At 43.8% G+C, this 24,559-nt stretch carries 24 protein-coding genes; 23 read left to right on the plus strand and 1 reads right to left on the minus strand.

All coding sequences use genetic code 11. From position 1 onward, the window contains the following. Positions 1 to 27: 27 nt before the first annotated feature. From TOCE_RS05380 to codY, 11 genes are all read left to right on the plus strand, one after another. Positions 28 to 828, plus strand: coding sequence for a methyltetrahydrofolate cobalamin methyltransferase (locus tag TOCE_RS05380; RefSeq protein ID WP_013275881.1), 801 nt, complete (start codon positions 28 to 30; stop codon positions 826 to 828). 368 nt (positions 829 to 1,196) lie between these two features. Continuing rightward, on the plus strand, positions 1,197 to 2,762 hold the full coding sequence (locus tag TOCE_RS05385) for a methylenetetrahydrofolate reductase C-terminal domain-containing protein (protein ID WP_013275882.1): 1,566 nt from the start codon (positions 1,197 to 1,199) through the stop codon (positions 2,760 to 2,762). A 370-nt stretch (positions 2,763 to 3,132) separates the two neighbouring features. Further along, entirely contained in the window at positions 3,133 to 4,665 is a 1,533-nt protein-coding gene (locus TOCE_RS05390) for a YifB family Mg chelatase-like AAA ATPase (RefSeq protein ID WP_013275883.1), read from the plus strand. Between the two features lie 122 nt (positions 4,666 to 4,787). Then, positions 4,788 to 5,315 carry a cob(I)yrinic acid a,c-diamide adenosyltransferase gene (cobO, locus tag TOCE_RS05395; RefSeq protein ID WP_013275884.1) on the plus strand — a complete coding sequence of 176 codons (528 nt, stop codon included), beginning with the start codon at positions 4,788 to 4,790 and terminating at the stop codon, positions 5,313 to 5,315. Between the two features lie 45 nt (positions 5,316 to 5,360). Further along, positions 5,361 to 6,440 carry a DNA-processing protein DprA gene (gene dprA / locus TOCE_RS05400; protein ID WP_013275885.1) on the plus strand — a complete coding sequence of 360 codons (1,080 nt, stop codon included), beginning with the start codon at positions 5,361 to 5,363 and terminating at the stop codon, positions 6,438 to 6,440. A 9-nt stretch (positions 6,441 to 6,449) separates the two neighbouring features. Beyond that, positions 6,450 to 8,534 (plus strand): type I DNA topoisomerase, encoded by a 2,085-nt coding sequence (gene topA / locus TOCE_RS05405; protein WP_013275886.1) that lies wholly within the window; start codon positions 6,450 to 6,452, stop codon positions 8,532 to 8,534. 4 nt (positions 8,535 to 8,538) lie between these two features. Beyond that, positions 8,539 to 9,852, plus strand: coding sequence for a methylenetetrahydrofolate--tRNA-(uracil(54)-C(5))-methyltransferase (FADH(2)-oxidizing) TrmFO (gene trmFO / locus TOCE_RS05410; RefSeq protein WP_013275887.1), 1,314 nt, complete (start codon positions 8,539 to 8,541; stop codon positions 9,850 to 9,852). A 113-nt stretch (positions 9,853 to 9,965) separates the two neighbouring features. After that, complete coding sequence (gene xerC, locus TOCE_RS05415) at positions 9,966 to 10,862, plus strand: tyrosine recombinase XerC (protein ID WP_013275888.1); 897 nt, start codon at positions 9,966 to 9,968, stop codon at positions 10,860 to 10,862. 16 nt (positions 10,863 to 10,878) lie between these two features. Beyond that, on the plus strand, positions 10,879 to 11,409 hold the full coding sequence (gene hslV / locus TOCE_RS05420) for an ATP-dependent protease subunit HslV (protein WP_013275889.1): 531 nt from the start codon (positions 10,879 to 10,881) through the stop codon (positions 11,407 to 11,409). Between the two features lie 14 nt (positions 11,410 to 11,423). After that, positions 11,424 to 12,833: an ATP-dependent protease ATPase subunit HslU gene (hslU, locus tag TOCE_RS05425; protein ID WP_013275890.1), complete on the plus strand. Its 1,410-nt coding sequence runs from the start codon at positions 11,424 to 11,426 to the stop codon at positions 12,831 to 12,833. A gap of 50 nt (positions 12,834 to 12,883) precedes the next feature. Continuing rightward, positions 12,884 to 13,669: a GTP-sensing pleiotropic transcriptional regulator CodY gene (gene codY, locus TOCE_RS05430; protein WP_013275891.1), complete on the plus strand. Its 786-nt coding sequence runs from the start codon at positions 12,884 to 12,886 to the stop codon at positions 13,667 to 13,669. Between the two features lie 46 nt (positions 13,670 to 13,715). Here codY and TOCE_RS05435 read toward each other — a convergent pair whose 3' ends face one another. Next, positions 13,716 to 15,176, minus strand: coding sequence for an IS1182 family transposase (locus TOCE_RS05435; RefSeq protein ID WP_041423877.1), 1,461 nt, complete (start codon positions 15,174 to 15,176; stop codon positions 13,716 to 13,718). Between the two features lie 445 nt (positions 15,177 to 15,621). On the opposite strand from TOCE_RS05435, the gene flgB reads away from it, so the two are divergent. From flgB to TOCE_RS05495, 12 genes are read left to right on the plus strand one after another with little or no spacing between them, the layout of a single operon-like run. Further along, positions 15,622 to 16,032, plus strand: a complete 411-nt coding sequence (flgB, locus tag TOCE_RS05440) for a flagellar basal body rod protein FlgB (RefSeq protein ID WP_013275893.1) — start codon at positions 15,622 to 15,624, stop codon at positions 16,030 to 16,032. 2 nt (positions 16,033 to 16,034) lie between these two features. Continuing rightward, entirely contained in the window at positions 16,035 to 16,478 is a 444-nt protein-coding gene (gene flgC / locus TOCE_RS05445; RefSeq protein WP_013275894.1) for a flagellar basal body rod protein FlgC, read from the plus strand. A gap of 15 nt (positions 16,479 to 16,493) precedes the next feature. Then, the gene (gene fliE, locus TOCE_RS05450; RefSeq protein WP_013275895.1) at positions 16,494 to 16,778 is read left to right on the plus strand and encodes a flagellar hook-basal body complex protein FliE; all 285 of its coding nucleotides are present in this window, start codon (positions 16,494 to 16,496) and stop codon (positions 16,776 to 16,778) included. A 20-nt stretch (positions 16,779 to 16,798) separates the two neighbouring features. Continuing rightward, positions 16,799 to 18,352 (plus strand): flagellar basal-body MS-ring/collar protein FliF, encoded by a 1,554-nt coding sequence (gene fliF, locus TOCE_RS05455; RefSeq protein ID WP_013275896.1) that lies wholly within the window; start codon positions 16,799 to 16,801, stop codon positions 18,350 to 18,352. A gap of 11 nt (positions 18,353 to 18,363) precedes the next feature. Next, positions 18,364 to 19,371, plus strand: coding sequence for a flagellar motor switch protein FliG (fliG, locus tag TOCE_RS05460; RefSeq protein WP_013275897.1), 1,008 nt, complete (start codon positions 18,364 to 18,366; stop codon positions 19,369 to 19,371). Continuing rightward, the gene (locus tag TOCE_RS05465) at positions 19,364 to 20,131 is read left to right on the plus strand and encodes a FliH/SctL family protein (protein WP_013275898.1); all 768 of its coding nucleotides are present in this window, start codon (positions 19,364 to 19,366) and stop codon (positions 20,129 to 20,131) included. Before fliG ends, TOCE_RS05465 begins: the two co-directional genes overlap by 8 nt. Continuing rightward, entirely contained in the window at positions 20,124 to 21,443 is a 1,320-nt protein-coding gene (gene fliI / locus TOCE_RS05470) for a flagellar protein export ATPase FliI (RefSeq protein ID WP_013275899.1), read from the plus strand. Before TOCE_RS05465 ends, fliI begins: the two co-directional genes overlap by 8 nt. 9 nt (positions 21,444 to 21,452) lie before the next feature. After that, complete coding sequence (gene fliJ, locus TOCE_RS05475) at positions 21,453 to 21,911, plus strand: flagellar export protein FliJ (protein ID WP_013275900.1); 459 nt, start codon at positions 21,453 to 21,455, stop codon at positions 21,909 to 21,911. A gap of 2 nt (positions 21,912 to 21,913) precedes the next feature. Beyond that, on the plus strand, positions 21,914 to 22,471 hold the full coding sequence (locus TOCE_RS05480) for a MotE family protein (RefSeq protein WP_041424105.1): 558 nt from the start codon (positions 21,914 to 21,916) through the stop codon (positions 22,469 to 22,471). Positions 22,472 to 22,505: 34 nt separating this feature from the next. After that, positions 22,506 to 23,729: a flagellar hook-length control protein FliK gene (locus TOCE_RS05485; protein ID WP_013275902.1), complete on the plus strand. Its 1,224-nt coding sequence runs from the start codon at positions 22,506 to 22,508 to the stop codon at positions 23,727 to 23,729. 15 nt (positions 23,730 to 23,744) lie between these two features. Next, a complete protein-coding gene (locus TOCE_RS05490; RefSeq protein WP_013275903.1) occupies positions 23,745 to 24,134 on the plus strand; it encodes a flagellar hook capping FlgD N-terminal domain-containing protein in 390 nt (129 codons plus the stop codon). Between the two features lie 24 nt (positions 24,135 to 24,158). Continuing rightward, a complete protein-coding gene (locus TOCE_RS05495) occupies positions 24,159 to 24,548 on the plus strand; it encodes a TIGR02530 family flagellar biosynthesis protein (protein WP_013275904.1) in 390 nt (129 codons plus the stop codon). Positions 24,549 to 24,559: the final 11 nt, after the last annotated feature.

Below are 24,559 nucleotides of genomic sequence, written 5' to 3' on the forward strand. Positions count from 1 at the left end.
CATTAAAGCATAAAAGGAGGATATTAGATGCTAATTGTCGGGGAGTTGATAAATTCAAGCCGTAAATCAATCGCCCAAGCTTTAGAAGCCCGGGATGAAGCGTACCTTAAGGATCTGGCCAAAAAACAAGCAGAGGCCGGAGCCCATATAATAGATATAAACTGTGCCATTTTCATGGAAAAAGAGCCTGAAGTAATGGAATGGCTGGTAGGTATTATACAGGAAGCTGTGGATGTACCCTTATGCATTGATACCCCTAACGTCGCGGCCATGGAAGTCGGGCTATCCCGCCACAAAGGTAGGGCCATGATAAATTCTATTTCCGCCGAGAAAAAACGGTGGGAAGAAATGCTCCCGCTGGTGAGCAAATATAAACCCATGGTCATCGCCTTGTGTATAGATGATGCTGGCATGCCAAATTCGGTTGAGGATCGCCTGCGGGTGGCTGATAAACTAATACCCGGCTTAGTAGAGGCAGGTATTTCCGAAGAGGATATCTATCTTGATCCGCTGATTAAGCCGTTAGGGGTCAGTGGTACTGCTGCGGTTGAGGTGCTGGAAACTACACGGGCTTTGCGGGAGAAATATCCCAAGGTACATGTAATCAGCGGTCTTTCTAACGTCTCTCATGGATTGCCGGTAAGGAAAGTTCTAAATCGGGCGTTTGCCGTGATGTGTGCGGAAGCGGGTATGGATGCTCTCATCGCGGACCCCTTAGATCGCCACCTCATGTCTTTAGTCTTCGCGGCAGAAGCATTGGCGGGACGGGATAAACACTGCCTGAATTATATTAAAGCATCCCGTGCAGGTAAAGTAGTGGCAGAATAATTAAATTACGAAAGTAACTAGTTGGCCGCGGCAGAAGTAGCTGCCGTGGCCTTTTTTGTGCAACGTCTTACAAATGGTCATGCTGTTAATAATGATTTAAATAAAAACTAGATTTTTCCAGAGAAACAGTTAAAAACAGGCATTTTGCAATTATTTACCTTATTGAAATTTTATTTTGGTTATTGTGGAATATTTTCAAAATTGGTATAATTAAAGATAGGATGTTCTTTCGGGAGTAATCACAAAAAAGGTTACTTTTCCTGAAACAAATAAAAAAATTTTCTCATCAATAAGATTCCCTGGCAGAAAAAACATTTGAGGATTATGAGAAGTATTTATTTTTTAATTTAGTGAAAGGAGAGGTAACAATGCAGAACCGTTTTAAGGAGTCCCTGCTAGACAAAAACGTTTTTTCCGTTACCTGGGAACTGGTGCCGGGTAGGGGAGCCAGGGAAAAGACGCAGGAAGAGGCTATAATGGCAGCAGAGCAGGCAGCTAAGGGAGGAAAAATACATGCTCTCACTCTAACCGATAACCCGGGTGGAAATCCGGCTATTCTGGCGGACTATCTAGCAACTGAAGTAATTAAAAAAGGTATCGAGCCTCTGGTTCATTTCACCTGCAAAGATAGAAACCGCAACCAGATCGAAAGCCAGCTGTATGCCCTAGATCGGGCCGGGGTCAGAAATCTTCTTGTAATGACGGGAGACTACACCGTTTCGGGTTATGCGGGCCGCCCTAAGCCGGTCTTTGACGTTGACCCCATCCATGTTCTCGACCTTATTTCACAAATGAACCGCGGGCTTGAGTATCCGGGAATAAAAGGAACTATAAAGCATCAGCCCAGTGATTTTTTTGCCGGTGCTGTTGTTTCACCCTTTAAAGCTACGGAAGCAGAACAAATGGTTCAGTATTATAAATTAAAGAAAAAGGTAAAAGCTGGAGCCCAATTCATTGTTACCCAGCTGGGTTATGATGCCCGAAAATTCCATGAAGTAATTCAATTTATCCGGCAGCAGGGGTGGAATATTCCGGTTATCGGTAATATCTACATCCTGCCTCTAGGTACGGCAAGAGTAATGAACAAAAATAGGATTCCCGGTTGCGTCGTTACGGACAAACTGGTAGCCGAGTTGGAGAAAGAAGCTCAGGCTCCGGATAAAGGACGCCAGGCCCGCCTGGACAGAGCAGCAAAGATGTATGCCTTTATGAAAGGAATGGGTTACGATGGCGTGCACATAGGTGGTCACGGCGTCAAATACGAAGATGTAGAGTATGTTATTGAAAAAGGGGAAGAACTCAGCAAAAACTGGATGGACTTCATTCATGAATTTGATTTTCCGATCCCCGGCGGTTTCTATTACTACGAAAAGGATCCCAAGACCGGTCTCAACACTCCCAATCCGGTCGACCGCAAAAACAGGCCTCTTGACGCCCCGGTGGAATTTATTTACCGCCTGTCCACATTTACGCATCGTATGATGCTTGAGCCCGGGACACCTCTGTGGAAACCAATGCAGGCAATAGCCAGAATGGTTGACGGGACTTCATTAGAGAGACCATACCATGCCTTCGAACACCTCATGAAAGTTTGCCTGTACGATTGCCAAAATTGTGGCGACTGTGCTTTGATGGATGTGGCATATGTCTGTCCCATGTCTCAGTGTCCCAAAAACCAGCGGAACGGGGCTTGCGGAGGCAGCTACATGGGCTGGTGTGAGGTTTATCCCAATAAGAAAAAATGCGCTTATGTCCGTGCTTACGCCCGTCTGAAGCGTTTTGGAAAAGAGCACGAGCTGGATGGCAATATTATACCGCCGCCCAACTGGGACCTCTATCAGACCTCTTCCTGGCTCAACTATTATTTGGGCCGCGACCATTCTGCGAGTCGCTTTGGAATAAAGCGTTACGAAAAAAAGAAAGATAAAAAATAATGAAAAAGAGATACTTTTTAGGCAAAATTCCCTTATAAGTGCTAATATCTAATTTATATAAGTTATCTCGGATTTTCATGCTGTGTGTTTGAAATATATAGGGAAACATTCCTGCTTTTAAAAGCAGTTTTTTCTTTTTAGAGGAATTTTGAGAAATACGCTGAATATTTACCTCTAATCAAGGAGGATTGATAAAGTTATAGAATTGTTTTTAATACAGCTTTAATTTGGTTGTGACAAAACTATAAAACATGAAAGGAGTCGATGTTTTGGAGACCGTTTTTAACAAAACCAGGCGGGTTATAAGGGAATCTTTAAATGCTGGGTAAACGAATGCAAATGGAGGTTCAATATAAGCAGGGAGGAAAAAATGTTAGCCACATTAAAAAGTTGTGCGATATACGGCCTTGACAGCTTCCTGGTAGACGTGGAAGTCGATATTTCAAGCGGTCTTCCGGCCTTTGACATAGTGGGGCTGCCGGATACAGCTGTCAGGGAGTCACGGGAGAGGGTAAGGGCAGCTTTAAAAAATCAGAATTTTGATTTCCCCATAAAAAGGATCACCCTGAATTTAGCACCCGCTGACATAAAAAAAGAGGGACCTCATTTTGACCTGCCCGTTGCTCTCGGCATTCTGGCTGCCACTGAACAACTTCCGGCTGGTTCCCTGCGGGGATATTCCATAGTAGGTGAATTATCTCTTGATGGAAGAGTAAGGCCTGTAAACGGAGTTCTACCCATGGCGATAGAGGTCAAACAGAAAAACTTGAAGGGGATCGTGGTGCCCTTTGAAAATGCTGAAGAAGCTGCTGTCATAAATGGGATAGAAGTTATCGGTGTGAGGAATCTGAAAGAAGCAGTGGACTTTTTTAAGGGCGAGTTTAGGCCGGAAAAATTTAAACCCAATACACGTGGTACAATCACCCGGGATTTTGAAGGTGATTTTTCAGAAGTAAAAGGTCAGGAAGTTCTAAAAAGGTGCCTTGAGATAGCGGCAGCCGGCCACCACAATGTGCTTATGGTGGGCTCTCCCGGCTCCGGAAAGACCATGATAGCGAGGCGCATTCCCACGATCCTGCCCTCAATGACCTTTGAGGAATCCCTGGAATTGACCAAGATTTACAGTATCGCCGGGCTCTTATCGGGAAGGGCATCTTTAATTGAAAGCAGGCCTTTCAGGGCACCTCATCACAGCATTTCTGCTGTGGGCCTGGTGGGTGGAGGGAGAATACCAAAACCCGGCGAAGTTAGCCTGGCCCATCACGGAGTTTTATTCCTGGATGAACTGCCCGAATTTTCCAGAGAGATTTTAGAACAGCTCCGCCAACCGCTGGAAGATGGCAAGATAACCATAGCCAGGATAAACGCAACGGTCACCTATCCCGCCAGGTTCATGCTAATTGGGGCGATGAACCCCTGCCCGTGCGGGTATTTCGGTGATCCTTTCCATGAATGTTCCTGTCCACCTCATAAGATACATAAGTACTTAAGCAAAATTTCCGGCCCTCTTCTTGACAGGATAGACCTACAGGTGGAAGCCTCACCTATAACCTTTTCAGATTTCGAAAAGGTGGATTCTACCGATTCTACCACGATAAGAAAGAGGGTCGAACTGGCAAGGGCTATTCAACTCGAACGTTATAAAGGCCGAAATATTTTTTATAATTCCCAGCTCACACCCGCCATGATGAATACATACTGCAAGCTGGGCAAAGCCGAAAAACTTCTCATGAAGGAAGCCTTCCACAGGTTGAAGCTCAGCGGTAGGGCCTATAACAGGGTGTTGAAAGTAGCGAGAACCATAGCCGATCTGGATCAAAGCGAAAATATAAAGGAAAGACACCTGGCTGAAGCTCTGCAGTATAGAAACCTAGACAGGTATTTTCAAAATTTAAGATATTGATATTTATTTCCCGGGACATAGCAAAAACATCCAAATAATGACAATTTTGTATGCAAATCCAACAGACTTTGACCTTAAAGGCAATATGTGCTATTATTTTTTTATTAAAGGAGTGAATAGTTATGAAGTCTAAAAAAGGTCTGGTACTGGTTTACACCGGAAACGGCAAGGGAAAGACTACAGCCGCTATGGGTCTTGCATTAAGAGCCATAGGACACGGCGAGAAGGTTTATATGATACAGTTTATGAAGGGGAACCCCGACTACGGTGAAGTGAGGGCTACAAGTTACCTGCCGAATTTTCATCTGGTTCAAAAGGGAAGGGATTGTTTTGTCAAAAAAGGCGATCCGCATCCCGAAGATCTAAGGCTTGCCCGAGAAGGGGCTGAACTGGCACGGCAGGTCATCGCCGGAGGCGAGTACGATCTCGTCATACTCGATGAGATCAACGTGGCTGTGGATTTCGGCCTTGTATCAGAAGAGGATGTATTGAGCTTGATAGATTTAAAGCCGGAAAAAACAACCTTGGTTTTAACAGGACGCTATGCTTCGGAAAAATTAATGGAAAAGGCTGACATGGTCAGCGAAGTCAGAGAAATAAAACACCATTTCAAGAAAGGAATAGGTGCACAACCTGGTATCGAATACTAATACCGATATAGAATATAAGAATACTAATATTATTGAGGGATTATAATGGCAGAGCTGGAGCTGCTTGTGGCTCTGAATATGATACCCAATCTGGGTGCCGTGCGAATCAGAGAGTTATTAAATTATTTTCAAACTTACTCCGATTTTATGAACGCAACAAGAACTCGGTTGCTGGAGGTCCCGGGGATAAGCGAAAAGATATGCGACGTTATTCTGGAATACAAAAAAAGGGTAAACCCTTATGAAGAGATAAAAAGGGCAGCTAAACTCGGAGCAAAATTTTTAACTCTGGATGACGAAAGATATCCACAGCTGTTAAAGGAAATTTACGATCCGCCGCCCGTACTTTATGTCCTTGGAGAAGTGGCGGTTCTTAACCTCGAGGCCGTAGCGATTGTGGGGACCAGGAAACCAACCCCTTACGGCAGAAAGATTGCGGAACAAATGGCGCGGGAGCTGGCATCACTCGAAATAAATGTGGTCAGCGGAATGGCCCGGGGAATTGATTCCATCGCCCATAAAGGCGCGCTCGAAGCCGGGGGGACGACCACGGCGGTTTTAGGATGCGGCATAGACATAGTTTATCCTCCGGAAAATTACAATCTTATGGCAGAAATAATTAAAGCGGGCTGTGTGATAAGCAGTTTTCCTATGGGTTTCAGGCCCCTGCCTTCGAATTTTCCAGCGCGAAACCGCATCATAAGCGGTCTTTCTAAAGGAACGCTGGTGGTAGAGGCCGCTGAAAAAAGCGGATCCTTGATTACCGCTGATTTTGCTCTGGATCATGGCAGGGAGGTTTTTGCGGTACCAGGCAGTATCTTCAGCCCTTACAGCCGGGGAACCCATAAGCTTATAAAACAGGGAGCAAAGCTGGTCGAAAACGTAGACGATATCCTGGAAGAACTAAATTTGAGAAAAAGCGCTGGAGTTGATATGGAAAAAGGTTCTGTGATCAGCCTGGAGGAAATGGAAGTGCTGAATCTGATTGATTATCATCCTACAAACGTAGAGGTCGTCGTCCAGAAGACCGGTAAAGCCCCTCAAGAAATTAATGCGATCATAACCCGTCTCCAGCTGAAGGACTTGATAGCGTCTCTGCCGGGAGGATATGTCATGAGAGTTTGAGGTGATGATATGGCTAAATCTCTGATAATTGTTGAGTCTCCAGCTAAAGCAAAGACTATCAGCCGATTCCTCGGGAAAGAATATAGAGTTGCTGCATCCATGGGCCATGTACGGGATCTGCCGAAAAGCAAGCTGGGAATCGATATAGAAAAAGGCTTTGTACCGAAGTATATAACCATCCGCGGCAAGGGGTCTATAATCGAAAACTTGAGAAAAGAGGCTGCAAAAGCTCAGAAGGTCTTGCTCGCCACCGACCCCGATAGGGAGGGTGAAGCTATATCTTGGCACTTGGCGCACCTTCTCGACATTCCACCCGAGACCCCTTGCAGGGTGGAGTTCCACGAAATAACGAAGACCGCTGTTTCCGAATCCCTGCGGCACCCCCGAAAGATAAACATGAATCTAGTGGATGCCCAGCAGGCGAGGAGGATATTGGACCGTCTGGTAGGGTATAAGATAAGCCCGATTCTGTGGCGCAAGGTTAAATGGGGATTAAGTGCCGGACGGGTTCAGTCGGCGGCGGTCAGGATGATATGCGATAGAGAAAAAGAGATAGCTGAATTTGTACCGGAAGAATACTGGACAATTGAGGCGGAACTTGCAGATCGACCTGACGGCAGTAGCTTTAAGGCGAAACTCCATTCTCGGGGCAATGAAAAAATAAACCTGAAGAACAGGGAACAGGTGGAAAAAATTGTGGCCGATCTGCAAGATCAGGTATTTGTGGTCATGGAGATTAAAAGAGGCGAAAGGCGCCGCAACCCCGCACCTCCTTTCACTACCAGTACCATGCAGCAGGAAGCGGCCAGAAAGCTGGGTTTTACCGCCAAGAAGACTATGATGATAGCCCAGCAACTTTACGAAGGCCTTGATATCAAGGGGGAGGGCACCGTTGGTCTCGTAACTTATATAAGGACCGATTCAACCCGGATCTCTGAACAGGCTCAGAAAGAAGCAAAAGAATATATTAAAGCCAATTACGGCTCCGAGTATGTAGCGGAAAGCATGTCGGTTAAAAAGGCCAAAAAAAACATACAGGATGCCCATGAGGGCATAAGGCCGACTTCGGTTTTCCGCCATCCTGACTCTATTAAGGATTCCTTAACTTTAGACCAGTACAAGCTTTATAAGCTGATATGGGAAAGGTTTTTAGCAAGTCAGATGGCACCGGCGGTATACGATACCGTTTCGATAGATATAAAAGCCGGCTCTTACATTTTCAAAGCTTCCGGTTCGACTCTCAAATTTACGGGTTTTATGGCCGTGTATATAGAAGGAGCCGATGAGGAAACCGAAAAAGACGAAGGGACTCTGCCCATTCTCGAACAAGGGCAAAAGCTTACGCTCTTAAAAATTATGCCCGAACAGCACTTTACGCAGCCGCCACCGAGATTTACTGAGGCTATGCTGGTAAAGGCGCTTGAAGAAAAAGGTATCGGCCGTCCGAGCACCTATGCGCCAATAATCGACACTATACAAAAAAGAGGTTATGTAAAAAAAGAAAAAGGAAGGTTTAAACCGACGGAACTAGGGCAACTTGTGACGGAAATATTAAAGGAGTACTTTAGCGATATAGTTGACCTGGATTTTACTGCGGAAATGGAAAACCAGCTGGATAAAATAGAAGCAGGAGAAGAGAATTGGCAGAAAATTATCGAGTCCTTCTACAGACCCTTTGAGGAAAAGCTCAAGATAGCCGAAGAGAAAATTGAGGAAGTGAAAATTGAAGATGAAGTTACCGAGGAAAAATGCGAGCTTTGCGGCAGAAATATGGTAATAAAACACGGCAGGTACGGGAAATTTATGGCGTGTTCGGGATTCCCTGAATGCAAAAATACAAAGCCATTACTCGAAGAAACCGGCGTAAAATGCCCTGTATGCGAAGGGGTAATCGTCGTCAGAAAGTCCAAGAAGGGGCGAAAGTTTTACGGCTGCAGCAATTATCCCAATTGCGAATTCGTAACGTGGGATCCGCCCAGCGAAACCCCGTGCCCGCGCTGCGGGGGTTTGATGGTTGTAAAGTCAACAAAGAGCGGCAAGATAACGGCATGCACTAACACGGAATGCGGTTACAAAGACCAGGTTGAGGGGTGAAATTATGGAAAAAGTAAAAGTAATAGGCGGAGGTCTGGCAGGATGTGAAGCGGCCTGGTATATTGCGAATATGGGCTTTAAAGTTGAACTGTACGAAATGAGACCGGTAAGGTCGACGCCTGCCCATCATACCGATAAGCTGGCCGAGCTGGTGTGCAGCAATTCCTTGAGGTCCAATGAACTGACCAATGCTGCGGGGCTTTTAAAAGAAGAGATGCGCCTTTTGGGGTCGCTTATTATAAAAAAAGCTGAGGAAAACAGCGTCCCTGCGGGAGCGGCCCTTGCCGTAGACAGGGAAAAATTTTCTAGCGCTGTGACTTCTGCCATCCAAGAACACCCGCTGATTGAAGTCTGCAGGAAAGAGGTGGATCATATACCGGAACCTCCTGCGATAATAGCAACAGGCCCCCTCACTTCGGATTCCCTATCCAAAGCGATTAGCCAACTGCTGGGCAAGGAATACCTTTACTTTTACGATGCCGCCGCCCCGATTATTACGGCGGACTCCATAGATTGGAATATCGCTTTTTGGGGCTCCAGGTACAACAAAGGCGATGAAGATTATGTGAATTTGCCCATGACCGAAGAAGAGTACATGGAGTTCTACAATGAACTGATAAACGCAGAAGTTCACCCTCTGAAGGAATTTGAAAAACCCGTATTTTTCGAGGGATGCATGCCCATCGAGGTAATGGCAAGGAGAGGGCCGAAGACATTGCTTTTCGGCCCGCTAAAACCCGTTGGGATAATAGATCCGAGAACCGGTAAACAACCCTATGCCGTTGTTCAGCTGAGGAAGGAAAATAGAGAAGGTACCCTTTTTAATATTGTAGGCTTCCAGACCAGCCTGAAATGGCCGGAACAGAAAAGGGTATTCAGCAAAATTCCGGGGTTGAAAGATCCGGAATTCGTCCGATACGGTTTTATACACAGAAATACGTTTATCATGAGTCCCAAATTTATGCAGCCCTGGCTTGAGCTGAAAACGACCTCCGGGTTGTTTTTTGCCGGGCAGATTACCGGAGTCGAAGGATATATAGAATCGGCAGCGTCGGGCATAGTTGCGGGTGTAAATATGGTACGCCGGTTGAAAGGGCTGGACCCCATTACATTTCCCTTGGAAACTGTTGTGGGATCCCTTTGCCATTATATAACTTCAGCTGACCCCAAGAATTTCCAGCCGATGAAGGCCAATTTTGGAATACTTCCACCGCTAGAGGAGAAGGTTAAATCGAAAAAAGAGCGAAACCATCGACTTGCCCAACGCTCTATAAAGATTTTGAGGGAATTTATTGCTGTTAATAAATTGATGGTATAATTTGGCTATTCAAAAAAATTTAACATAAAATTTAAAAATAATTTAGAATTTAATCTTGCATAAAAACAAATGTTGTGGTAGTATAGTATTTGTTCACCGCGAGGTAGATAAATGTGGAAAACCATGCGATTGACAGTTTTCTAACTTATATTAGTGCAGCGAAAAACCAATCGCCGAACACCTTAAAAGCCTATGCTAACGACTTGGGGCAGTTTATCGAATATTTGGAACAAAATAAAATATCTAAAACGAAGACCCTAAACGACATCACCCATCTAGACATTCGCGGATTTTTAGCCTATCTTAAGGAAAGCGGCGCATCCAAAAAAACTATCGCGCGTAAGCTCTCTGCCATAAGGAGCTTTTTTAGGTACCTTAGCACAGAAGGCCTGGTTTCAGAGGACCCGACAAAGATGGTTCAAGGGATGAAATTACCCAAAAAATTGCCTCTCTTTTTGTATCCGGCTGAGATTGAGGCTTTGCTTTCGGCGCCCGGGCAGGATGTGCTGGGCATCAGGGATAGAGCAATAATGGAACTTTTGTACGCTACCGGAATGAGGGTAAGTGAACTTGTTTCACTAAAACTCAAAGATGTCAATCTGGGTGCGAACTTCATTATAGTGTTCGGTAAAGGTTCGAAGGAGAGGGTGGTGTTTTTCGGGTCAAAAGCTGCTGAAAGTCTTGAAGAGTACTTGAGAAAAAGCAGGCCGTACCTTGTAAAAAATTTAACGTGCGATTATTTGTTTTTAAACAAGAATGGGACCAGGTTGACCGATAGAAGCGTAAGAAGGATAATAGATAAGTACGTTAAATTATTGTCGTTGAACGCCAAAATCAGTCCTCACACTCTAAGACATACTTTTGCAACCCATATGCTGAATAACGGAGCGGATTTAAAGACTGTTCAGGAGTTGCTGGGCCATGTGAGCTTGTCTACGACGCAGATCTACACTCATGTTACAAAAGAAAGGCTGAAAGAGGTCTATGACAAAGCCTTTCCTCACTCGTGAAAAGGGGGAAAGCCGGATGTTCTCCGCTACCACCATAGTAGCTGTTGTTAACAAAAAGGGAGCCGCCATAGCCGGCGACGGTCAGGTGACTTTTGGGGAAAATACCATAATGAAGCATCACGCGAAGAAAATAAGAAAAATATATAACGGCCGGGTACTCGCAGGTTTTGCGGGTTCTGTGGCCGACGCGGTGACCCTTTTCGAAAAGTTTGAAGGAAAACTGGAGGAATTTCACGGTAATCTGGTAAGGGCCGCTGTAGAACTTGCAAAGGAATGGCGTACCGATAGAATGCTGAGAAAACTGGAAGCTCTGCTGATTGCGGCTGATAGGGAGCACATACTTATAATTTCGGGTAACGGCGAAGTTATTGAACCCGATGATGGCATAGCGGCTATCGGTTCGGGAGGGCCGTACGCTCTGGCGGCTGCTAGGGCTCTTGCCCGCTTTACCGATTTACCTGCTGAGAAAATCGTGGAAGAAGCTTTAAAAATAGCTGCAGATATTTGTGTATATACGAATGACTTCATATCCGTTGAAGCTCTGTAAGGAGGGGGGTTCTCTTGGAGGATTTAACTCCCAGGAAAATAGTGGAAGAATTAGATAAATACATAGTTGGTCAGGAAGAAGCTAAAAAGTGTGTTGCGATAGCCCTTCGCAATAGATACAGGAGGCAAAAGCTATCAAAAGAACTACAAGAAGAGATAATGCCCAAGAATATCCTGATGATAGGACCTACCGGAGTGGGCAAGACCGAAATTGCGCGGCGGCTCGCAAAACTCGTGAACGCTCCGTTTGTCAAAGTCGAAGCGACGAAATTCACAGAAGTTGGCTACGTGGGGCGCGATGTGGATTCAATGGTAAGAGACCTGGTGGAAACATCTATCAGAATGGTGAAAATGGAAAAAATCGAACAGGTAAAAGACAGGGCCCGGGAACTGGCGGATTTGAGGATAGCGGAAATCCTGCAGCCGGATCCGGTAAAGACTACCAACTTTAGGAATCCACTGGAGGCCCTTTTTGGAAACTTATCGAAAGTAGATTTCGATGAGAAAGATGAAGAATACGAGTCCAGGATAAAAATTGCCAGGGAAAAGCGAAAGGCTCTCCTCGAGGATATAAAATCAGGTAAGCTTGATAACGAAATGATAGAGATAGAAGTGGAAGACAATTCACCACCGGTCTTAGAGGTGTTTTCAAACTCCGGCATTGAGGAGATGGGAATAAACTTCCAGGATTTGTTTGGTGGCATTCTCCCCAAGCGCAGAAAGAAGAAAAAGCTAACGATTGCAACAGCGAGGAAGATAATGACGCAAGAAGAAGCCCAAAAGCTAATTGATATGGACGAAGTCGTAACCGAAGCCATAAAGAGAGCCGAAGAGACCGGGATTATCTTTATAGACGAAATAGACAAAATAGCTGGCAGAGAGCAAAGTACGGGCCCCGATGTATCGAGAGAAGGGGTTCAGAGGGACATACTTCCAATCGTGGAAGGATGTACAGTTGTAACCAAATACGGCCCTGTAAAGACAGACCATATCCTGTTTATTGCAGCCGGCGCCTTCCACGTTTCAAAGCCCTCGGATCTTATACCGGAATTACAGGGAAGATTCCCAATTCGCGTTGAGCTCAAGAGCCTATCCAAGGAGGATTTAAAAAGGATTTTGGTTGAACCCAAGAATTCCTTGATAAAACAGTATAAGGCTTTATTGGAAACTGAAGGTATAAAAATCCATTTTACGGAAGATGCTATTGATGAAATAGTAAGCTCGGCAGTATACGTAAACCAGCAGAACGAAAATATAGGGGCAAGGAGACTTCACACGATCATGGAAAAGCTCCTGGAAGATATATCTTTCAATGCTTCAGAAATTAGGGCCGAAGTCAGTGAAGTTGTCATAGACAGGAGCTACGTCAGTGAAAAATTAAGGGATATAGTGAAGGATAAGGATTTGAGTATGTACATTTTATAACCGAGTTTATAACTAATTTTATAAAAAATCGTAAAAGGAGGAAATATATAATGAGCAGGGATTTGTTAGAAAAAACAAGGAGGATCAATAAATTATTACAAAGATCGGCGGGATACCCCGTAGACTTTAATGAGGTTTGCAAAATCCTAAGCGAAGTGCTGCATGCTAACGCTTATGTTGCCAGCCGTAAGGGGAAGGTTTTGGGCTATGCTCTCTTAAACGACTACGATTGTGACGTGTTCCAGAACCGGGTTCTCGAAGAGAGAATGTTCCCGAAGGACTATAACGACAAATTGTTGGAAATCCATGAGACAAGGCCAAACATACCTCAGGATGAGCTCGAGTGCGTTTTTGATCGTGATTCCCGGTGCCCCCATCCCGAAAAGCTCGTTACAATCGTACCGATAAACGGTGGCGGAGAGAGATTGGGTACACTCGTTTTAGCGAGATTCGGTGAGAAGTTTACCGACGACGACCTGGTGCTCGCAGAATATAGCGCAACAGTAGTTGGAATGGAGATACTAAGATCAAAAACTGAAGAAATTGAGGAGGAAGCCCGTAAAAAAGCGGTTGTCCAGCTGGCGATTGGAACATTGTCTTTCTCCGAACTGGAGGCTGTGCAGCACATATTTGAAGAGCTGGACGGTAACGAGGGTCTACTGGTGGCGAGCAAGATCGCCGATAGGGTAGGAATAACGCGATCTGTCATAGTTAACGCTTTAAGAAAGCTTGAAAGTGCAGGAGTTATTGAATCAAGATCCCTCGGTATGAAGGGAACCTATATAAAGGTGCTTAATGATAAGCTATTAGAAGAACTTAAAAAAGTCCGTTCATAAAATGCGTGAAAAAATTTCACGCATCAGCTTGTAGACAAAGCCGCTTTTAGGATGCATAACCTAAAAGCGGCTTTTTGTTGAAGGCGAAGAAAATTTTTAAGAAAAACGAATGTAAAGCGGGGACTGTTGGCGGAAACGTTCCCCGTCTTTTCTTCCATAAAGCCAGCTTTTTTAAATTCATGCATGCGAAAAGAAGCGTGAGGTAATGTCCAACTTTCCTCAAGCCTCGTAGATTTGTATAGCGCATGCCATGCTTTTCCTTCGCATCGGCAAATACCCGCTCGATGGTCTGGCCGCGCATTTTGTATAGTTCTTTACCCCATTGGGTGTGTCTTATATCTTCCGCTATTTCTATGTAATGCTCCCATATATGCCGAGTTATGATTTTTGTGTAATTTTTACTTTTGGTGCACTGTAGGCGCATGGGACATTTACAGCATATTTGGGGGTTGCTCCTATATTCCCGGTATCCCGCCCGGTTGGTGGTGCTGTATTCTAATATTTGGTTGTTGGGGCATATGTAACAATCATAATATTCGTCATAGACGTATTCGCGTTTTTTAAAGTAGCCATCTTTGGTCATCGGCCTCTTGTAGGGCATAACGGGAAGCGCTCCTGCCTCAATGATTTCTCTGCATATCCCGGGGGTTTTGTAGCCTGCATCAACCACTACCGCCTCTATTTTAGAAAATTTATCGTTTACTTCTTGAAATAAATCGGAGAATACCTGGCTGTCATGAACATTTCCAGGTGCTATTTTGACACCAAGGACAAAGTTGTTCCGGTCACAGGCTACAGAAGCTGTGTAGGCAAAGCAGCGCTCTTTTTCCCCTTTTTGAAACATCCCACTTTCAGGATCTGTGGTGCTTACCCTGACTTTTTTAGAGCTATTTTCTCCTTTGTTGTTATCGTCATCATCATCTTCTTCTTCAAAGGGCTTTTTACCGTTTGCTTCCCGTTCGGCGTTGATTTCTTTTAAAAGTTCTTTCTTATATTTTTGAGTCCGTTGCTTAGCGACTTTCTCGATATATTTATTCTTATTGGCACTGGCTTTTATGTGAGTAGCATCGATAAATACTGCATCTGTTTTAACAAACCCGCATTCTATTGCTTCCATCAACACCCGCTCGAATATCTTTTCAAATAGATCACTTTCCTTAAACCGCCGTTCATAGTTTTTTCCAAAAGTTGAAAAGTGAGGTATTTTTTCTTGTAATCCATAGCCTAAAAACCAACGGTAAGCTACATTGACTTCTACTTCTCTGATGGTTTGGCGCATGGAGCGGATTCCATACAATGCTTGGAGCATGAGTAGCTTAATTAACACTACCGGGTCAATACTAGGTCTTCCTGTATTTTCGCTATATAGGTCTTTTACTTCTTCATATATGAAACTAAAGTCGATGCTTTCTTCTACAGCTCTAAGGAGATGGTCTTGAGGCACCAGGCTATCGATGCTTACTAATTCTACTTGCTTTATTATTTCTCTATTTTTCTTCGTTAACATTTCATCGCCCCACAATATTTTTGTATCTTCTTTAATTTTACTAAAAAGCTGATGATTTTTGTACTACCTTTTGCAAAAAAAGACTGTCGACAGTTACTTTGTCGACAGTCTGATGCGTGAAAAAATTTCACGCATTTTTTTTTATAGTACAAAAGTATGATATGCAATTTTATCCAAGTATGTTATAATATTGACACAAATAGACAGGATATACCTTAAAAGGAAAACTTATCCGAAAAGAAAGTCGCAAAGCTCTAGGGTTAAAGCATTTCAATGTTAGCCTGACAAGTTGCTGAAGGTAATGGAGAAAGGCAAATCTATCCTAGTCAGGATAGTTTTTTAAATATATTTCGAAAATTTTAAGTGATAGAAGGAAAATAGAAGTTTTTGGCGAATACAAAAGGTGGAAAATGGTAATTGATGTCGAAAAGAGAAGGTGAGCAAATTGGTAGGTCTTTTTGAAACTGCAAACCTGCTCCAGAAAATTATGGATGCTAAGTGGATGAGGCATGAGGTGCTGGCAAATAACATAGCCAATGTGGATACCCCCAACTTTAAAAGATCAGATGTGGTTTTCGAAGAACTACTACAAAAATACCTTAAAGAGAGTAACTCCAGATTGCCCCTTAAGACCACCAGTGAAAAGCACATATCCAATTTAAAGCCCACGTTTGATTTAAAACCTGAAATAGTTATGCAGCACGACAGAGTTTTGAGAAATGATGGAAACAATGTGGACATAGACAAGGAAATGGTCGAGCTTGTCGAAAATACATTGTCTTATAATATAATGGCCGAACAGGTTCAGAGACAGTTTTCGCTGCTTAGATCAGCCATAACGGAAGGGAGGAGGTAAAGATGGAAATTTTCAGGTCTTTGGAAATAAGCGCTTCCGGTTTGACCGCTCAGAGGCTTCGCATGGATGTAATATCCAATAATATCGCTAATGTTAATACAACCCGGACTGAAGAAGGTGGTCCTTACAGAAGGCAGAGGGTGATTTTTCAGGAGAGGAAACGCGGGCTTACTTTTAAGGATGTGATTTCCGGAATGTCGTCTACACAACCAGGGGCGGGAGTCAGGGTCGTAAGTATTGAAAAAGACCCGAGCCCCTTCAAACTGGTATACGACCCTTCCCACCCCGATGCAGATCAAATGGGATACGTGCGCATGCCGAACGTTAATATTGTTACCGAAATGGTGGACATGATTTCGGCTACTAGAAGTTACGAAGCGAATATAACCGCTATAAATTCGGCAAAAGGCATGATAACCAAGGCTCTGGAAATAGGAAGAATCTAAAGAGGAGGGGCGCCTTTGATTATAAGGAGTATTGGTGGAGAGTCAAACAACATTGTCGGGGCGTCAAAAAAACAGGCGGATAACTCCTTTAATGATATACTGGCAAAAGCCTTTGAGACAGTAAACGGGTATCAGAAGGGTTACGACGATGCGTTAAAAAAATTGATAGCCGGAGAAGACATAAGCGTCCATGAGGTTATGATAGCTGCAGAGAAAGCAAAGCTATCCCTGGAATTGGCGGTGCAGGTAAGAAATAAGGCAATTGAAGCGTACCAGGAGATAATGAGGATGCAGATTTAATAGATGAAGGTGGAAATTGAATGGAATATGTCAACAAATTAAAGCACCAGGTAAGCGAATTTTGGAATAGTAGGAATAAGGTACAGAAAATCAGCTTGATACTCGGGGCTCTATTGGTGATTTTAACAGCAGGGTTGTTGGGATACTTTATAAGTCGGCCGAGCTACTCGCCCCTTTTTACAAATCTCAGTATGCAGGACGCCGGAGAAATTGTAAAAAGGTTGGAAGACATGAAAATTCCCTACAAAATAGCAGATGGAGGTAAGACCATCCTTGTTGAGTCAAAGGATGTATATAAGACGAGGTTGAACCTGGCCCAGGAAGGTCTTCCGAAAGGCGGTGTCTTGGGATTCAGCGATATTTTCAACAAGACCAAATTAGGTACTACTGATTGGGAAAGACAGCTCCAGTATACCCAGGCACTGCAAGGGGAACTCACCAGAACCATAGAGGAAATGGAACAGGTGGAATCCGCAAGGGTACATATTGTACAGCCCCGTGAAAGCCTTTTTATAGAGCCGAACGCGCAAAAAGAGCCTTCGGCAGCTGTATTTTTAAAGCTCAAACCCGGCGTCGAGATTGCTGAAGAAGAGATCAGGGGCATTATAAACTTGGTTGCCCATTCCGTTGAAGGCCTAAAACCCGAAAATATAACTATAGTCGACGAGTTTGGGAGGGTTTTATCAAACATCCCCTTGTCGGAAGAACAAAACACGAAAGAGGAAATCAACTCACAGCTAGTAATACAGAATAACTTCCAAAAGCAGCTTCAGGCAAACGTGCAGTCGCTGCTTGAACAGATATTTGGGCCCGGCAATGTAGCCGTCAGGGTCAATGCCCAGTTGAATTTCGATAAGAAAACCGTAGAAAGCAGATTGTTTACACCTGTAAGCTCCGAAACCGGAGATGGAATTTTGCGCAGCGTCCAAGAACTAAGAGAACATTTTTCCGGGACAGGCAGCGTTCCAACAGGGAATCCCGGTACAGGTACAAACATACCTGGTTATCAGCAACCCAATACCAACGGGACATCAAATTATCAGAAAACGGAAGTTATACGTAACTATGAAATGAATGAATCAAAGGAAAATGTTACGGTTGCCCCCGGAACCGTTAAAAAGCTAACGGTTTCTGTTGTCGTAAACAGGGATTTAAACGATGAAGAAAAAGATAAAATAGCCACTCTGGTCGGAAATGCAATAGGTTATGATATACAGCGTGATCAGATAACGGTTGAGGGCATGACCTTTAATAATCAGCTGGCCGACATATTGTCAAAACAGCTGGCTGAAGAAAATCAGAGAAGAGAAATGCAGAGATTGCTTATAATAATCAGTGCAATAGCCGCCGCAATCCTATTTATAATAGCCCACCGAATTATTGCTATGAAAAGAAGGCGGATGGAAGAAGAAAAACTCGCCTACGAACTGGCGGCGGCCCAGCAGGCTGCTTCACAGTTATCCGATGATGTTTCTGCGGATAATCGGGAGGTATTCAGCGAGATAGAAAAACTTGCTAGGAAAAGGCCGGAAGATGTGGCCAAAATTCTGAGGACCTGGCTTAACGAAGAATAGAGGTGTTTGAAATGCCCGTATCCAAGCTCACCGGGAGGCAGAAAGCTGCTATACTCATTGTTGCCCTCGGACCCGAGTTGGCATCTAATATATACCGCTATTTGAAAGAAGACGAAATAGAACAGCTCACAATGGATATTGCCAGTTTGAGAAAAGTAGGAGAAGAAGAGAGAAGGGCGGTTTTTGAAGAATTTCACCATATGCTTCAGGCTAACGATTACATTTCCCAGGGCGGGATCGAATACGCAAAAGAAATCCTGGAAAAAGCTTTAGGAACCCAGAAAGCATTTGAAATAATAAACAAGTTGACTTCATCGCTGCAGGTAAGGCCTTTCGATTTCGTAAGAAAAGCCGACCCTGCCCAGCTAGTTAACTTTATTCAGAACGAGAATTCTCAAACTATAGCTCTCATAATGGCGTACCTGCAGCCGGAAAAGGCTGCAATGCTCCTGTCTTCACTGCCCCCGGAAAAACAGGTGGAGATAGCAAAACGCATAGCAACAATGGAGAGAATATCGCCCGAGGTAATCATGGAAATAGAGAAAGTACTCGAACGGCAACTGTCGGCAGTTGTTATGGAAGATTACACAAATGTGGGTGGTATTCAGGCTATAGTAAATATATTAAATGACGTTGACCGTAGTACTGAAAAGAATATAATCGAAGCACTAGAGATGGAGAACCCGGATCTGGCAGAAGAAATAAAAAGAAGAATGTTTGTATTTGAAGACATCCTCACCCTGGACAATAGGTCAATACAGCGTATACTGAGGGAAGTTGACAGCCATGACCTCGTATTAGCTCTGAAAGGGGCGAGCGATGAGGTTAAAAATAAAATTTTTGCCAATATGTCGAAACGCCAGGCTGAAATGATAAAAGAAGACATGCAGTACTTAGGTCCCGTCAGGTTGAGAGATGTGGAGGAAGCCCAGCAGAAAATAGTGAATATCATAAGGAAACTTGAAGATGCCGGCGAGATAATAATATCCCGTGGGGGAGGAGACGAGATAATTGTCTAAAGTTTTAAAGCAGGCGGAGGTTTTAAGGGAAAGCCCTTTCAGAATAAAAGATATTCCTGTAAAGATTTCCAACCTGACGGATATACAAAGAGAAAGAGTCCAGCTGCCCATAGAACTGTTTTACAAAGACAGAGCCAGTAAACTTTACGATGATGCCACGAAAAAAGCAATGGAAATAATTGAAAATGCCAAAAAGGAAAGCGAGAGGTTGATAAATGAGGCGAAGGAAAGGGAGGAACAAATCAAACGGGAAGCCTTTGATAAAGGATATAGCGACGGGTTCAGGCAGGGATCCGAAGATGCTAAAAAGGAATTAACCGGCCTTTTTGAGGAAAGCCTTCGCCAGTTCAACGAGTTGAGGGAAGTACTTTTAGTTCAAAACAGGGAGTATTTAAAAACTCTGGAAAAAGAGTGCCTGAAGCTCGCAATTCATATAGCGGAAAAAATACTCAAAAAACACGTGGAAGTGGACAATGAGTATATCCTAGGCCTTGTAAGCGCCGCTCTTGATAAAGTAGGGGAAGAAAAAGATATTGTCGTTAGAATTAGTGAAAAGGATTACATGAAGCTTGAAGAAAAAATGAAGGAGATTCAGCATAAAGCTCGATATAAAAAAATCAATTTCATCAAGGATCCTACTTTATCGGAGGGAGATTGCATAATTCAGGGGAGCTGTTTTGAGCTGGATGCAGGTTTGCGCACCCAGCTGGATAACCTTCAAACTGCATTAAAGGAAATGGAAGTACTGGAGGATGATTAGTGAATTTTTTAATTACTACAAAACCCTTATAGACGGTATCGATACATTAAAGCCCAGGGGTAAAATATCAAAAATCGTAGGTCTTACGATAGAATCAAAGGGGCCACCGGCGGAGATAGGGGAGATTTGCCGAATAAAAGCTTCCAGAGAGCCTAAAAAGTTGCTGGCTGAAGTTGTGGGTTTCCGAGATGATACGTTAATCCTGATGCCCCTCGGCGATATGGAAGGCATTGGGCCCGGCGACGAAGTTGAAGCTACGGGTAAGAAGCTCACGGTACCCGTTGGAGAGCAACTGCTGGGCAGGATACTGGATGGTCTTGGAACTCCGATCGACGGCAAAGGCCCCGTAAAAAGCCACATTCATTATCCCCTGTTCAATTCCCCGCCAAATCCTGTAGAACGCGCACCGATAACCAGCCCCTTGCCCTTGGGAATAAAGGTAATAGATACGCTTCTTACTTGCGGGCGGGGCCAGAGGGTGGGAATTTTTGCAGGTAGCGGTGTGGGGAAAAGCACCCTGCTTGGAATGATTGCCAGAAATACAAAAGCGGATGTAAACGTAATAGCCCTCATAGGAGAAAGGGGAAGGGAACTCAATAGCTTTCTTATGAAGGACCTGGGAGAAGAAGGTTTAAAAAGGTCTGTGGTAGTGGTGGCTACATCGGATAAATCACCGCTGATAAGGACAAAGGCGGCATTTACTGCCACCGCTATCGCCGAGTACTTCAGAGATCAGGGGCTTGACGTAATGCTGATGATGGATTCGGTTACCAGGTTTGCCATGGCGCAGCGGGAAGTTGGACTGGCGGCAGGGGAACCGCCGGTAACCAAGGGATATACGCCTTCGGTTTTCGCAATACTGCCGAAACTGCTGGAGAGGGCGGGGACATCCAGCGCCGGCTCTATTACGGGGATTTATACGGTCCTCGTAGAGGGCGATGACTTGAACGAACCTATATCGGATACCGTAAGGGGTATACTTGATGGGCACATAGTTCTTTCGAGGACTCTTGCAAACAGGAACCACTACCCGGCCATTGACGTGCTGGCCAGTATAAGCCGTCTAATGAACGATGTTATATCCGATGAACATAGGAAGTTGGCCGCAAAGGTAAAAAGCTTGATTTCAATTTATAACGAGGCAGAAGACCTTATAAACATCGGTGCTTATGTGAGGGGGAGTAACCCGAAAATAGATGAGGCATTAAAATATATAGATGATATCAGGAACTTTCTGGTTCAGGAAGTAGATGAAAAAGTCGATTACGAAGAGGCCCTAGCGAATCTAAAGAGCATCTTTGAAAAGGAGTAATTGCATCCAATGAAGCGGTTTAAATTCAATCTGAACACCCCCCTCAGGGTGAAACAGAAAATCGAACAGATAAAGAAACAGCAGTTGATGCAAGCCATAATAACGCTGGAAAGGGAAAAGTATGAGCTGAAGATTTTGGAAGAGAGCAAAGCTGCCGTAAAGGTCAATTTAGAGCAAAAAATGCGGGAGTCACTAAAGGCAGCAGAACTTCCCTTTTTCGAAGCATGCATTAATACCCTTGATTTAAAGGTAAAAAAACAAAAGTACAAAGTTGCCGGCGCTCATGAACGATATAATAAAGCGGTTGATGATTTTATAAGTTCAAAGCAGGAAAGGGAGATTCTGGAGAAATTGAAAGATAAAAGATTCGGCGCTTATCTTATAGAATCTAACAGAGAAGAACAGAAGATTCTTGATGATATTGCCTCACTCGCTTATTTCAGGCGGGGAGGAGGATTTAAACTGTGAACATGGCTGAAAAAAAATATACCTTGATAGGTGTTGCAGTTGTCCTTATCGCAACTCTGATAGCCGGAGTTATCTTCTATCTATGGTTTTTTAAAGCGGGAAAGGCAGGACCGGCGTTTAGCAATGCTATCTCGAAAATTCCATTTATAGGAGCAAGATTTTCAACTCGGACCGCTGAAGAAAAAAATGTTTTGGAGGAGATCGAAAAAGAAAGAAGCATGATACAGGCTGAGTGGGACAAGATCAACACGCAGCTCGAGGAAATAAGTAAAAAACAGGAAGAGCTGAAAAATAAGGAAATAGAGCTAAAGACAAAAGAAGAGGAACTTAACCTGGCAAAAGCAAAGATGGAAAAAAGCGAGCAGAATATGAAAAATATCGCCCAGTACTACGAATTAATGGAGGCCGGCAAAGCCGCAACAATATTCGAATCCATGGAAGACGAAATTGTAATACAGATTTTTAGTAATATGAACAAGGAATCCGTTGCTGAAATACTGGCCAATATGGACCCCAAGCGAGCGGCGGCAATTACCAAGAAACTATCGGGCCTCCAGTAATATAAAAAACAAAAAGAGAAAGGAGGTGAAGAACGTGTTTGCCGAATCGGCTGCCTTTTTCCCCGTCCTGGCAAGTCAAATGAAGGTCGATTTTAGACAAAGTAATATCGACGAAGATCGGTGCGATTTTAAAAACCTGCTGGAACTTTTACAACAGGACTCCGGCGAAAAAAATTTAAGTGCCGATGTTTTAAGTGCTCTGCTCCAACTTATTAGCTTTTTATACCAGAATTTAAGAACAACGGGGGAAATCGCATTTAACACCGAAAGCGCTGAGCGTATTGTGCCTGTGATTTTTGCCGAAGCAAACCGGTTCAATAAGGATATACTCCCGCTATTGAAAAATATAGTAATACAACTTGAAAAGAGCGGCAAGATAGATAACCTTAAAATTCTGCAGCTTTACAGAAGACTCTGTGATTCAATGCCGCAGCTAAAATCATTAGATTTGCAGGACTTTAAAGACCGTTTGGAACAATTTCTCCAAAAAAGTTTCACACCTGAAAAATTCCAGGTAGTCACCAGAGAAAGAAGCGTCGAGGTTCAAAGTAATGGCAAATCGGAACTCTGCAATGCAACAAGCAGCGAAGGAGTATTAAATTTAAATAGAAATATTCTAGCAGAAACTACAGCCGGCAGTTACGAATCATTACCTGACGGCCATAGGGTCAAAGCTTTAGAAGACAAAACTGAAATTTTAAATGTCAGCGTTCAGCACGCTGCGATAAGCATGAGTGCAGATGATAAAGCCTTCACCACCGAAAGGGTAGGAAACGGAAAAATCGCTGAACAAAAGCCGGAGCAATTTTTCAGAACTGAAATATTCGATAAAGTGGTTGAGAAGGTCCAAATGGCTTTAAAAGGCCAGGTCAGAGAGATGAGTATCAAGCTCAAACCTGAATTCCTGGGCGATATATTCATAAAGATCGTTGATGACAAAGGGAAATTGACAGCAGAGCTTTTTGTAAAGAATGCTTATTTCAGAGAAACTCTGCAGGCAAATGCTCATGAAATTAAAAATCAAATTCAACAGCAGGGTTATGCGATTACCGAAATTAATGTCTATGAATTTTCATCTCAATTCGATATGAGTCAAAAGGGACAGAAATTTGAAAATGGTCAATGGCATAACACTTACAAAAAAGCGGGAAACGGGAACATAGGGGGAACAGGGTTTGGAAGAGATGAAGGTATAGACGCGTCGGGAACCGCATATTACGAAGTCCTCGGACCAAGTACGATAAATTATGTGGTATGAAGGGAGGTTCAAAACGTGGACAAGGTTAATTTTACAGCAGCGTCGCAGACATATAGCGGCGATGACAATCCAGCAGTTGGCAGAGCTCAACTCGGAAAAGATGACTTTTTGAAGCTGCTGATAACCCAGCTGAAATATCAGAATCCCCTCGAACCTCTTGACAGCAAGGAATACATAGCGCAGCTTGCCACTTTCTCATCCCTGGAACAGCTGCAGAATTTGAATTCCCAAATATCAGCGATGTCTGCGGTTAGTTTCATAGGAAAGACCGGTAAAGCCCGTATTGAAGAAGAGTATGTCTCAGGAATCATAAAGGGTGTGACCTTCGACAAAGGCAATTTAAATTTGATCATCGGGGATGAAGAAAAGCTGGTCCCTCTGCAGGATGTCTATGAAATAAGGTAAAGACGGAATCGGGATGGTGGTTATGTGGACGAATATATAAAAATTTCCCCTGATATTCTGTACTCCAACAGGATTGAACCCACGGGGCAAAGCGTAAGAAAAGAGGAAATTTCGCGCGATCCGAGCAGTTTCCAAAAAATTTTAGAGGAAAAGCTGGACAATCAGCTAAAGATTTCCAAGCACGCGCAGCTGCGCATGAGTTCAAGAAATATAAATTTGACTCCTGAGCAAGTCAAAAAACTCAACATCGCCGTGGAAAAAGCTGAGAAAAAGGGTGTCAGAGAATCGCTTATACTTATGAACGACATAGCCTTTATTGTCAGTGTAAAAAACAAGACTATCATAACAGCGGTTGATGGGCCCAACCTCAAAGAGAATGTCTTTACAAATATCGATGGTGCCGTAATAATGTGAGCCGGACCAAA

This window comes from Thermosediminibacter oceani DSM 16646, assembly GCF_000144645.1.
Classification (GTDB): domain Bacteria; phylum Bacillota; class Thermosediminibacteria; order Thermosediminibacterales; family Thermosediminibacteraceae; genus Thermosediminibacter; species Thermosediminibacter oceani.

Bases quoted from the DNA above. Each gene is read 5' to 3' on its own strand.
- fliJ (WP_013275900.1), top strand. From the start codon at position 21,453: ATGAAGCGGTTTAAATTCAATCTGAACACCCCCCTCAGGGTGAAACAG.
- TOCE_RS05380 (WP_013275881.1), top strand. From the start codon at position 28: ATGCTAATTGTCGGGGAGTTGATAAATTCAAGCCGTAAATCAATCGCC.
- TOCE_RS05435 (WP_041423877.1), bottom strand. From the start codon at position 15,176: ATGTTAACGAAGAAAAATAGAGAAATAATAAAGCAAGTAGAATTAGTA.
- dprA (WP_013275885.1), top strand. From the start codon at position 5,361: ATGGCAGAGCTGGAGCTGCTTGTGGCTCTGAATATGATACCCAATCTG.
- hslV (WP_013275889.1), top strand. From the start codon at position 10,879: ATGTTCTCCGCTACCACCATAGTAGCTGTTGTTAACAAAAAGGGAGCC.
- TOCE_RS05385 (WP_013275882.1), top strand. From the start codon at position 1,197: ATGCAGAACCGTTTTAAGGAGTCCCTGCTAGACAAAAACGTTTTTTCC.
- topA (WP_013275886.1), top strand. From the start codon at position 6,450: ATGGCTAAATCTCTGATAATTGTTGAGTCTCCAGCTAAAGCAAAGACT.
- fliI (WP_013275899.1), top strand. From the start codon at position 20,124: ATGATTAGTGAATTTTTTAATTACTACAAAACCCTTATAGACGGTATC.
- fliF (WP_013275896.1), top strand. From the start codon at position 16,799: ATGGAATATGTCAACAAATTAAAGCACCAGGTAAGCGAATTTTGGAAT.
- TOCE_RS05480 (WP_041424105.1), top strand. From the start codon at position 21,914: ATGGCTGAAAAAAAATATACCTTGATAGGTGTTGCAGTTGTCCTTATC.
- fliG (WP_013275897.1), top strand. From the start codon at position 18,364: ATGCCCGTATCCAAGCTCACCGGGAGGCAGAAAGCTGCTATACTCATT.
- TOCE_RS05390 (WP_013275883.1), top strand. From the start codon at position 3,133: ATGTTAGCCACATTAAAAAGTTGTGCGATATACGGCCTTGACAGCTTC.
- flgC (WP_013275894.1), top strand. From the start codon at position 16,035: ATGGAAATTTTCAGGTCTTTGGAAATAAGCGCTTCCGGTTTGACCGCT.
- codY (WP_013275891.1), top strand. From the start codon at position 12,884: ATGAGCAGGGATTTGTTAGAAAAAACAAGGAGGATCAATAAATTATTA.
- trmFO (WP_013275887.1), top strand. From the start codon at position 8,539: ATGGAAAAAGTAAAAGTAATAGGCGGAGGTCTGGCAGGATGTGAAGCG.
- cobO (WP_013275884.1), top strand. From the start codon at position 4,788: ATGAAGTCTAAAAAAGGTCTGGTACTGGTTTACACCGGAAACGGCAAG.